General features: G+C 63.1%; 9 protein-coding genes and 1 pseudogene. 5 read left to right on the top strand and 5 right to left on the bottom strand.

Annotated elements, in window-relative coordinates:
- Positions 1-55 precede the first annotated feature (55 nt).
- A complete protein-coding gene (locus tag VQ045_RS17835; RefSeq protein ID WP_331831060.1) occupies positions 56-397 on the bottom strand; it encodes a hypothetical protein in 342 nt (113 codons plus the stop codon).
- 50 nt (positions 398-447) lie between these two features.
- A complete protein-coding gene (locus VQ045_RS17830) occupies positions 448-795 on the bottom strand; it encodes a helix-turn-helix domain-containing protein (protein ID WP_327625741.1) in 348 nt (115 codons plus the stop codon).
- A 297-nt stretch (positions 796-1,092) separates the two neighbouring features.
- Between VQ045_RS17830 and VQ045_RS22060 the strand changes: the two genes are divergently transcribed.
- A complete protein-coding gene (locus VQ045_RS22060; protein ID WP_442879897.1) occupies positions 1,093-1,287 on the top strand; it encodes a DUF6538 domain-containing protein in 195 nt (64 codons plus the stop codon).
- A gap of 203 nt (positions 1,288-1,490) precedes the next feature.
- Complete coding sequence (locus VQ045_RS17825; RefSeq protein WP_442879896.1) at positions 1,491-4,247, top strand: PAS domain-containing protein; 2,757 nt, start codon at positions 1,491-1,493, stop codon at positions 4,245-4,247.
- Between the two features lie 119 nt (positions 4,248-4,366).
- Here VQ045_RS17825 and VQ045_RS17820 read toward each other — a convergent pair.
- The 3 genes and pseudogenes from VQ045_RS17820 to VQ045_RS17810 all read right to left on the bottom strand — a co-directional run.
- Positions 4,367-4,474 (bottom strand): annotated as a pseudogene (locus tag VQ045_RS17820) (integrase); the annotation flags it as partial.
- 243 nt (positions 4,475-4,717) lie between these two features.
- Positions 4,718-4,888 carry a hypothetical protein gene (locus VQ045_RS17815; protein WP_331831059.1) on the bottom strand — a complete coding sequence of 57 codons (171 nt, stop codon included), beginning with the start codon at positions 4,886-4,888 and terminating at the stop codon, positions 4,718-4,720.
- Positions 4,881-5,348: a MarR family winged helix-turn-helix transcriptional regulator gene (locus VQ045_RS17810; protein ID WP_331831058.1), complete on the bottom strand. Its 468-nt coding sequence runs from the start codon at positions 5,346-5,348 to the stop codon at positions 4,881-4,883. Before VQ045_RS17810 ends, VQ045_RS17815 begins: the two co-directional genes overlap by 8 nt.
- An 84-nt stretch (positions 5,349-5,432) precedes the next feature.
- On the opposite strand from VQ045_RS17810, the gene VQ045_RS17805 reads away from it, so the two are divergent.
- The 3 genes from VQ045_RS17805 to VQ045_RS17795 are packed head-to-tail and all read left to right on the top strand — an operon-like array spanning position 5,433 to position 10,713.
- Positions 5,433-6,533: an efflux RND transporter periplasmic adaptor subunit gene (locus tag VQ045_RS17805; protein WP_331831057.1), complete on the top strand. Its 1,101-nt coding sequence runs from the start codon at positions 5,433-5,435 to the stop codon at positions 6,531-6,533.
- On the top strand, positions 6,530-7,633 hold the full coding sequence (locus VQ045_RS17800) for an efflux RND transporter periplasmic adaptor subunit (protein WP_331831056.1): 1,104 nt from the start codon (positions 6,530-6,532) through the stop codon (positions 7,631-7,633). The genes VQ045_RS17805 and VQ045_RS17800 overlap by 4 nt, the downstream gene beginning before the upstream one ends.
- Positions 7,630-10,713 carry an efflux RND transporter permease subunit gene (locus VQ045_RS17795; RefSeq protein ID WP_331831055.1) on the top strand — a complete coding sequence of 1,028 codons (3,084 nt, stop codon included), beginning with the start codon at positions 7,630-7,632 and terminating at the stop codon, positions 10,711-10,713. The genes VQ045_RS17800 and VQ045_RS17795 overlap by 4 nt, the downstream gene beginning before the upstream one ends.
- The last annotated feature ends 139 nt before the right edge of the window (positions 10,714-10,852 follow it).

The raw sequence follows: 10,852 nt of genomic DNA, 5'->3' as shown, positions 1-10,852 counted from the left end.
TTCCAAACGGAGCAAAAGCCCATCCGGAAGAGACTGTGACAAACCAAAGCAGGGGTCATTCTTGGATGCGAAAAACCCCGCTTAGGGGGTCATTCTTGCAAGCGATTTTACAGGGATTGGCGTCGGGATCGAGGCTTTCGTCGATCACGACCCGCCTATCACCGAAATAGATCGCGCCCAGAATGTCGGGATCGAGTGTGAGGCCCGAGCGCGGCACGCCGAACCGCCGATGCATGTCGTCGAACTCAAGTCCGATCTTGAGGTGTTTCTCGATGATGTCGTCGATCGGGATCGGCGCTTCGATCAAGACGCCGCGCGTATGGGCGAATTCGGCGAGGAGCGCCTGCGCGTCCTTCTCGATCGTCTCATCGGACACATAGGAAACGAACAGGGTCATCGGTCTCGATCCTCATCTGCATCTTCATCCATCGCCGCCCGATCAGGCGCTCACTTGTCCTTCGCCCGCTGCGCATTGCGGGCGAGCTTGGTGATATCGTCCGGCGTCAGGCCCGTGGTGGTGCGCAGCAGCGCCGCCAGTTCGACAGGATGCCGCTTGATGATGTCCGACAGGTCCGAGGCCACCTTGCCACCCCGCGCCAGCAATTCGTCCACGTCGCAGCCGAGCACCCGAGCAATCGCTTTCACCTTGTCCTCGGCGGGCGGCGCGAACTCGTCGCGCTCGACCTTCGATAGGTAGGTCGGGCTCACGCCGATCATCTTGGCCATTTCCCGCAGGCCGATGTCCTTCGCCTCCCGCGCACCGCGAACGAACTCGCCGAACTTCTCCCCTGACATTTCGGTTCTCCGTTGCCTGTTAACGAACCACTTTACACACGATTCGGCGGTCATCGTCAACTGATACCTAAACACTATCGGTGGATTGCGGATCAGGCGGCGAGTCGAAGCTCGCCGACTTCCTCAAGCAAGTGCCGGAAATCCGCGTTCGGCGCTAGGCACATGGTTCGATAATGGTTCAGAAAGGGCAGCCAATTTTCTCCCAAGCTATTGTTTCCGCACCGCTTTGATCGGTCGATCGTCCGAGGGACTCCCAGCGGGTCCACCGGGCTGGTCCACTCCGTCAGGGCTGACACCATGGCGGGCGCGGCGAACCTTCGCCTCAAAGGCTCCCGATTCCACTTCCGCAGGAAGATTCCGTACAATCTGCGTGCGCGATTCCGTCGCTCCGAAATCGTGAGATCGTTGCAGACAGGCGAGCGCCGGACGGCAGCCGCCCGGGCGCTCATGGTCTGGCTCCAGGTGGAACGGGTATTCGAGACAGTGCTGTAGGAACCGACGCTTAGTGTTCAAGACCACCCCGATCGTGGCCTGGACGTGGCTCATGTCCTCGAACACGGGCTGGCTTTCTTGGTCATCGCAGCGGCTGCAAACCTTCTGCGGCCACTTTCCCGACATGAGATCCGGACAGACGAGAATGCCGGCCAGGTAGCCGTCAAGTTCACAGGTCAGGTGTGCCGCAGTTGTGGAGAGGTTTGGACGCGCTCGTTGGACGATTGAATTCGCCGACCGTCCGCCTAATTCGAGACGGATCCAGGAAAACGAGCCCCTGCCCGCCGCCTTTGGCCCACAAAGTTACGACACCGAACAAAGTAAAATCTGCCGAGAGGTTCACCTCCTACCCTTCGAAAAGACCCGGCGTGTGGCCGATTCAGTTGTGCGAGCCTGCAAGGGCACGACTGCCAAGCGCGCTTCTTCTCGATAATATGGCGCGACAACCGGTACCCGTCCGAGAGTTCGATCGTGGTGCAAAAAAGGATTCGCAGTTGAACGAAACGTCAATACAGCCCGTCCCCTTCCTTTTCGCAGGCGGCGAGATGGGAGCGCGGCTCCGGGACCACGACTGGGAGGCGACATCCCTCGGGACGCCGGATACATGGCCCGGGTCACTGGCCACCCTGGTCCGGGTCATGCTTAACTCGCGTCAGCCGATGTTTGTGGCCTGGGGGCCTGACCGCACCCTCATCTACAACGAGAGCTATGCGCCGATGTTGGGCACGAGGGAGGGCGCCGCGCTTGGCCGTCCCTTCTTCGACGTCTGGCCCGAGTTGCGCCACGAGGTCGGCGCGCTGATGGACCGTGTTTTCGCGAACGATCCGGTGCACATGGATGACCTCAAGCTGACGCTCCATCGCAACGGCTATCCCGAGGAAGCCCACTTCGCGTTTTCCTATACGCCGGTCCCCGACGACAATGGCACGGTGGCCGGACTGTTCTGCGCCTGCATCGAGACGACGCGTGAGGTGTTGGCGGAGCGTCGGGAAGCCGATATCAACAGGCGGCAGCGGCTCCTTCTCCAGCAGATGCCTGGCTTCGTAGCGGTGCTGGCGAGCCCGCAGCACCGTTACGAGTACGTCAACGATGCTTATGTGGCGCTTTCCGGTCCCCGCGAGCTCGTCGGACACACCGTTCGGGAGGTGTTTCCAGAGCTGGAACGACAGGGCTTTATAGGCCTTCTCGACCGCGTCTACGCGACGGGGGCACCCTTCACGGGACGCGCGCTGCCGATCCGGATCGGCAACGACTACGCCGACCGCTTCATCGACCTCCTCTTCCAACCCGTCCGAGACGAGGCTGGCGACGTGACGGGTATCTTCGTCGGCGGCTACGACGTCACCGAGCGTGTCCTCGCGCAGCGCGCACTGGAGGAGAGCGAGGCGAGCCTGCGCGAGCTGAACCGGACGCTCGAGGAACGCGTCGCCGAACGCACCGCAGAGCGCGACCGACTGTGGACGCTGTCGGAGGACATGCTGGCACGCGCCGATCTCAGCGGCATGATGACAGCCGTGAGCCCAGCCTGGACGCGCGTGCTCGGTTGGTCGCAGACCGAGCTTCTGGAGAGGCCCTATGCCAGCTTCATGCATCCCGACGACGAGGGCCCCACGCTGGCGGGGCTCGCCCGCATGGGTGAAACGAAACGGCCAACGCGCTTCGAGAACCGCATCGCGAACGCGGACGGGGGATGGAAGCCGATCGAGTGGACCGTGGCACCGGAAGAGGACGGTGTAAACTTCATCGCCATCGGCCGCGACCTCAGCGCGGTCAAGGCGCAGGAGGCTGAGCTTGCGACCGTGCAGGATGCCCTCCGCCAGAGCCAGAAGATGGAAGCCGTCGGCCAGTTGACGGGTGGCCTCGCGCACGACTTCAACAATCTTCTCGCCGGGATCACCGGCAGCCTCGAGATGATGCAGAGTCGGATCGCGCAGGGACGGATCGGCGACATCGACCGCTACATGGTCGGGGCGCAAGGAGCCGCCAAGCGCGCGGCCGCGCTCACCCACCGCCTCCTCGCCTTTTCGCGCCGCCAGACTCTGGCCCCCAAGCCGACGGACGTGAACCGTCTTGTCCGGGACATGGAGGAGCTGATCGGGCGAACGGTGGGACCGCAGATCACGGTCGAGTCCGTCGCAAAGGCAGGCTTGTGGACCACGCTGGTCGATGCCCCCCAGCTCGAGAACGCCCTCCTGAACCTCTGTCTCAACGCCCGCGACGCCATGCCGGACGGCGGCAGGATCAAGATCGAGACGGACAACGAGTGGCTCGACGAGCGCAGCGCCCGCGAGCGCGACCTGCCGCCAGGACAATATGTGACGATGCGCGTGTCCGACGACGGGACGGGCATGCCCGCAGACGTGATCGAGAGGGCGTTCGATCCGTTCTTCACGACTAAGCCCATCGGCGTCGGCACCGGGCTCGGGCTCTCGATGATCTACGGCTTCGTCCGCCAGTCCGGTGGGCAGGTCCGGATCCACTCCGAGGTCGATAAAGGCACCATGGTCTGCATCTCGCTGCCCCGTCACCATGCCGAGGCGGCAGTCGATGTCCCAGCGCCTCAGGAAGCGCCGGACAGTGGCGGCGCCGGCGAGACGGTGCTGGTCATCGATGACGAGCCGCTGGTCAGAATGCTGGTCGTCGACGTGCTGGAGGACCTGGGCTATACCGCGCTCGAGGCTGGAGACGGCCCGCAGGGGCTGAAGGTGCTCCGGTCCGACGTGCGCATCGACCTTCTCATTACGGATGTCGGGCTTCCCAACGGGATGAATGGGCGCCAGGTAGCTGACGCGGCGCGGGAGATCCGACCTGAACTCAAAGTCCTCTTTGTCACGGGCTATGCAGAGAACGCCGTGCTCAGCAACGGCCAGCTTGATCAGGGCATGCAGGTGGTGACGAAACCGTTCGACATGGCCGCGCTCGCCAAGCGGATCACGTCAATGATTGCAGGTCCGACTTGAATGGCGCAGGGCGCAATGTCGGAAGAAGACCAGTACGGGGAAGGCGGTCCGGCAAGTTTCAACCCTGTCTGGGCGTAAGATCGGCCGCCGCGACAGTTCCGTCGCGGCCGTTCTCGGTGTTTGACAGCCCGCAGGTTGCCAGTCGCCTTGTAGATGATCGACGCCTTGGTGCGTCGGAGCGAATGAGTGCCAGAGTCCTCTCGACGCAAACCAATGCAAGTCACCCAACTCCCGTTATCTCTCTCCCATGGCCGGAATGGCCAGGAAGAGAGTCTGCGCCTCAATCAAAATGTCAGAAGACGAACGGACCGTGTTTCGACGGGCGGCTTTTGGGTACAAAAAAGCCCAGAGCCGTTCCTATCGACGACCTCGGCTGACGATTCGACGACTCGGCTCCTCTTGCCTCTCCACACTTCCAGAAGTTTGGTTTCGACGATACCGAGACGTCAGGTTTATGTAGAGCTGCCCTTTCAATTCGCGACCCATCTTCGATGTTTTGGTTCGGCTGCGACCATTCCGATATCGGAATTATGGGTGAAGGTTTCAGCTGGCAACGGCTCCAGTTGCTCCAGGCGCATCGCTCCCAGGCCGAGCGCCCATCGAGGTGACAGCATCCCGCGGATGCCAGTGCGTTCAGCCATCGAAACGCTCAAGCAGCGTGCGCAGGAACTTCGCGACCGTCTCGGCTTCCGTCGTTGTAAGACTGGCGATCGTTGCAGAGAGCCGGTCGCGCATGTGGCGATGCTCGTCGAGGATTGGCCGGGCGTTTTCCTCGACCAGCGCGATCACGATACCGCGCCTGTCCGCCGGATTGGGGCGCCGCTCGACAAGACCGGCGCGCTCTAGCCGGTCGAGAAGCGCTGTCGTCGCCCCGGTCGACAGCGCCACATGTTCGGCGATCATCTTGCCTCTGACGGGAGCCTTGCTGCTCTCCAGGAACCCAAGACAGCCAAGGTCGGTGAGCGCGAGGCCGTGCCGGGCGGCGAGCTCCTTGTCGAAGTCGATCGCGGTTTGCAGGACCCGTTTGAAAAGACGTAAAACCTCGTCCGATGTCGCCTCCCTCGCCGTTTCGCTACCGTCCTCGTCGTTGCCGCCCGCCATTGACGCGACCCTTTCTTTGATTTAGCTCAATGATAAAGCAACTTGGCAAACAAGCAATCTGGTGCGAAGTCGATGATTGGCAGAATGGACGCTCGTTCGAGCCTGGTCCGGGTGCTTCTCGTTGCGACGGCCGCATCCGCACTCACTGCCTGTGCGCCTGATGCCAACGTGGAAAGGCCGCCCGAGCCAGTCGGTTTCGTCACCGTCGAGCCAGAAACCATTAGCCAGACCACGACTTTGACGGGCGAGATCACGGCGCGCCACACCGCGACCTATTCCTTCCAGACCGGTGGCCGGGTGACGGATGTCGCCGTCGACGTCGGTGCGAAGGTGACAGAGGGACAGGTGCTGGCCAAGCTCGATCCGACCGAGCAACAAGCCGGTGTGGCGGCCGCCGAAGCGGCGGTGGATGCCGCGAACGCGCAACTGACTCAGGCCTCCTCGGCGTTTCAGCGACAAAAGGACCTGTTCGGCAAGGGCTTTACGACCCGCGGGAATTTCGACGATGCGCAAAAGGCACTGTCATCGGCGACCAGCGCCGTCGACATGGCCAGTGCCGATCTGGAAACGGCCAGGACGAACCTGGAAGAGACCGTTCTGAGGGCTGACGCTAATGGTGTCATCACCAGTCGCAGCGTCGATCCCGGCCAAGTGGTCAGTGCGGCCCAGACGGCCTTTGGGTTTGCCCAGGACGGCGATCGCGACGCGGTCTTCGAGATTCAGGAACAGCTGCTTATCGGCTCGCGGAAGTCACACTCGATCAGGATCGCGCTCGTCGGCGATCCGTCGGTGAAAACCATGGGAACGGTGCGCGAGGTCTCGCCGCTGATCGACTCGACGACCGGCACCGTCAAGGTCAAGGTCGGGCTCGACACGGTTCCGCCGCAGATGACGCTCGGCTCGGCCGTCGTCGGCACGGATGTCGGCGAAGCCCAGGAACAGGCGATCGTCCTGCCCTGGACGGCGCTGATGGCGGATCGCGGCAAAGCGGCGGTGTGGACCGTTGAGAAGGAAACTGGCGCCGTCAGGCTGACACCCGTGACGATCGGTTCCTACCAAAGCGGCAAGATCGTCGTCGAAGAGGGCATTGCGGCCGGCGACCGGGTCATCACGGAGGGGTCCCAGCTCGTGCGGCCAGGACAGATCCCCGATCTCGTCGCCATGGATGAAGAGGCCGGATCGTGAAAAGAGCGTTTTTCTTCACCGTGTTGCTTGTTGCGGCACCTCTTCTGACGGGTTGCAGCGAGGACACCGGGTCCGAGGCCGCGCCGTTGCCGCCGCGCCCGGTTCTGACCATGGTCGTCGCCCGGCACGTGGTCGCGGACGAGGGGTTCAGCGGGAGGATCGCGCCCCGCTTCGAGACGACCCTGGCGTTTCGCACCCTCGGCCGGCTGATCTCGCGAGATGTCGACGTCGGCGATCAGGTTGAGAAGGGGCAGCCACTCGCTGCAATCGACGCCGAAACGCTCGCCGCCGACCTGCGCTCTGCCAAGGCTCAATTGGCCAATGCCCGGATTCAGGCTCGCACGGCTGGGGCGAGTGCCCAGCGCACGCGGACCCTGTTCTCCGACAAGACCGTGTCGCAATCCGATCTCGATGTCGCCGAACAAAGCCGTCAGGTTGCCGATGCCGAGCTCGCAAGCGCACGGGCGCAGCTCGATAAGGCCGAGAATGCGCTGAGTTTCGCTGTTCTCACGGCACCCTATGACGGGGTCATCACGGACCGCGAGGCGGATGTCGGTCAAGTCGTGTCGGCTGGCGCGGCGGTCTTCAAACTTGCCCGGACCGGCGAGCGCGAGGCGGTCGTGGATGTACCGGCGGCCCAGGGTTCGGCTCTGACCGCCGGCGACCGCTTCCGCGTCGTCCTGCAGATCGAGCCGGATCTCAGCGTCGAGGGCGGGATTCGCGAGATCGCGCCGCAGGCCGAGGCCCTGACCCGCACCAATCGGGTGCGCATCACGCTTGCCGATCCCCCGCCCGCCTTTCGCATCGGGGCGTTGATCAAAGCGATCCCGCAAGAGAAGGCAGGGCAGCCGGCGTCGGTGATCGTGCCGAAAAGCGCGATCCTGGAAGAGGACGGCAAGGCTTCGGTCTGGGTCGTGGACGAGACGGCGAAGACGGTGACACGGCGCGCCGTGACGGTGAGCGACGCGGCCGATGGCGCGGTGCGGATCGACGACGGACTGAAACCCGACGAGCGCGTGGTCATCGCCGGCGTCCACAGCCTTGAGGATGGGCAAGCCATCTCGCTGACGGATATGGCGGAAGGCGAAAGACCATCGTGAAACGCTTCAATCTCTCCGACTGGGCGCTTCACCATCGCTCCTTCGTCTGGTTTCTGATGATCATCGCGATGCTCGTCGGCGCGCTTTCCTATCTCAATCTCGGCCGCGAGGAAGACCCGCCGTTCACCATCAAGACGATGGTCGTTTCGGGCGTCATGCCCGGTGCGACCGTCAAGGAAATGACCGAGCAGGTCACAGACCGGATGGAGAAGAAGCTCCAGGAGCTGGACTCCCTCGACTATACCCGGTCGATCACGACACCCGGTCAGACCGTCATCTTCGTCAATCTGCTTCCGACGACGAAGGCCGGTCAGATCACCAGCATCTGGACCCGCGTCCGGCACATGATGGCGGACATTCGCGGCGATTTCCCCTCGGAGTTTCAAGGCTTCGGTTTCAACGACGAGTTCGGCGACGTATTCGGCAACATCTATGCCTTTACCGCCGACGGCTTCACGCCACGCCAGTTGCGCGATTATGTCGAAGCCGTGCGCACGAAAGTCCTGCAGCTGCCGGAATCCGGCAAGGTGGAACTCGTAGGCGCCCAGGACGAACGGATTTTCCTCGAATTTTCGCTGCGCAAGATCGCCGGGCTCGGCATCGACCAGCAGTCGATCATCGATACGCTGAAAGCCGAGAACGCGATCGCGCCGTCCGGTGTCGTGCAGTCCGGACCCGAGCGCATCTTCGTGCGCGTGTCGGGCCAATACGCCTCGGAAAACAGTCTGGCTTCGGTCAATTTTCGCGTCAACGATCGCTTTTTCCGCCTCAGCGACGTCGCGACGATCAAGCGGGGCTACCAGGACCCGCCCTCGGCGCTCTTCCGGTATAATGGCCAGCCGGCGATCGGCCTTGCCATCGGCATGCGAAAGGGCGGCAACATCGTCGACTTCGGCGAGAATCTGAAGGAGGAGATGGCGCGCATCGTCTCCGAACTGCCGGTCGGCATCGGCGTACACCTCGTCGCCGATCAGTCGGCCGTGGTGGAGGAATCCGTCGGCGGCTTCACCCAGGCGCTTCTCGAAGCGGTGCTCATCGTCCTTGTCGTCAGCTTCGTGAGCCTTGGCTTTCGCGCGGGGTTGGTCGTCACCTTGTCGATTCCGCTGGTCCTCGCCATGACCTTCATCGGCATGGAATATGCCGGCCTGACGCTGCAGCGGATTTCGCTCGGTGCGCTGATCATCGCCCTCGGTCTTCTGGTGGACGACGCGATGATCGCGATCGAGACCATGGTATCCCGCCTGGAAATGGGCGAGACACGGGAAAAGGCCGCGAGCTTCGCCTGGACCTCGATCGCCTTTCCGATGCTGTCGGGAACGCTCGTCACGGTTGCCGGCTTCCTGCCCATCGGATTCAACAATTCCAATGCCGGCGAGTACACCTTTTCGCTGTTCGTGGTCATCGCCCTGGCTCTGCTCCTGTCCTGGGTCGTCGCCGTCTTGTTCACGCCGCTGATTGGTGTGCTGCTGCTGCCCAAGTCGATGCACAAGCACGACGCAAAGCCCGGTTTTGCCCGGCGCGCTTTCAGCCGCATCCTGCGGGTCGCGATGCGCCGGCGCTGGATCACGATCCTGCTCACGGTCGCGCTCTTTGCCGGCTCGATCTATTCGATGCGCTTCGTGCAGCAACAGTTTTTCCCGACATCCGACCGGCCGGAACTCGTGATCGACTTCATGCTGCGGCGAAACGCAACCATCGCCGAGACCAAGGCCGAAATGGACAAGCTCGAGGCGACGTTGGTCGGCGACGACGACATCGACCATTTCTCGTCCTATGTCGGCCGATCTGCCGAGCGCTTCATCCTCGCCTACGATGTCCAGCCATCGAACCCGTTCTTCGGCCAGGTCGTTATCGTCAACAAGGATATCGCGGCGCGCGAGCGGGTCCGTGACAAGATCCAGACATTCGCCCGCACGAATCTCGTCGGCATCGACGTCTATGTGAAGAATCTCGAGCTTGGACCACCCGTCGGCCGACCGGTGCAGTACCGCATCGGCGGCCCGGATATCGAGGTGGTGCGCGCCGGCGCGCGCGAGCTTTCGGCCGTCATGGCGCAAGATCCCCGCCTGCGATCGATCGTCATGGACTGGAACGAGCCGGCCCGGGCGCTCAAGGTGGAAATCCTGCAGGACAAGGCGCGCCAGCTGGGCGTGACGTCACAGCAGATCGCATCGACACTGAACCTCGTCCTCGACGGTCTGACGATCACGGAGGTCCGGGACGGCATCTATCTGGTCGACGTGGTGGCGCGCGGCCGCCAGTCGGACCGCGACTCCATCGAGGCGATCGAGAACCTGCAGCTGACGAATTCTCAAGGTGCCGCGATCCCGCTCGCAAGCCTCGTCAGTTATGGCTACGACTATGAAGACCCGATCCTCTACTCGCGCTCGCGCATCCCGACCATTACGGTCAGCGCGGCGATCCTCGGGCCGGCACAACCCGCGACGATCGTCGCGGATCTCGGAGGAAAGATCGCCGCGTTCCGGGAGAGCCTGCCCGCCGAATACACGGTGGAAATCGGCGGTGCGGTGGAATCGAGCACCCAAAGCCAGGGACCGATAGCCGCCGTCGTGCCGTTGATGCTCGTCGCCATGCTGACCCTGATCATGATCCAGATGCAGAGCTTCAGGGCAACGCTCATCGTCATCAGTGCCGCGCCGCTGGGCCTGATCGGCGTCGTCGCGGCATTGATTCCGTCAGGAGCTCCGCTGGGCTTCGTCGCGATCCTGGGCGTCTTGGCGCTTATCGGCATCCTCATCCGCAACTCGATCATCCTCGTCCATCAGATCGAGGTCTTGCGCGAAGAAGGACTTCACCCCTGGAGTGCGGTGTTCGAGGCGAGCAAGATGCGGGCACGTCCGATCCTGCTCACGGCGGCGGCGGCGAGCCTGGCGCTGATCCCGATCTCGCGCGAGGTGTTCTGGGGGCCGATGGCCTATGCGATGATGGGCGGCATCATCGCGGGAACGCTGATCACGCTTCTCTTCATACCGGCGCTTTACCTCGTCGTCTTCCGTGTGCAGGAGCCCAAGGATCCCGCGCCCGATGCCGATCCGGTGTCGGAGGCCGTGCCCGGTTGACCGGAACAGTCGGCCAAGATTCGCTTGCCGCGGATCGATGTCGAAGCGCACGGCATTCGATCCTGCAATCGAGGCCCCGCCGATCACCCCGTTCGGAATAGATCGGCGAGCTCGCGTGGCTTGGGCTGGCACTCTCGCG

It is taken from the genome of Aurantimonas sp. E1-2-R+4, from assembly GCF_036549515.1.
Taxonomy (GTDB): domain Bacteria; phylum Pseudomonadota; class Alphaproteobacteria; order Rhizobiales; family Rhizobiaceae; genus Aurantimonas; species Aurantimonas coralicida_A.
The sequence above is the reverse complement of the archived record's forward strand: the minus strand, read 5'-3'. Positions and strand labels throughout refer to the sequence as shown.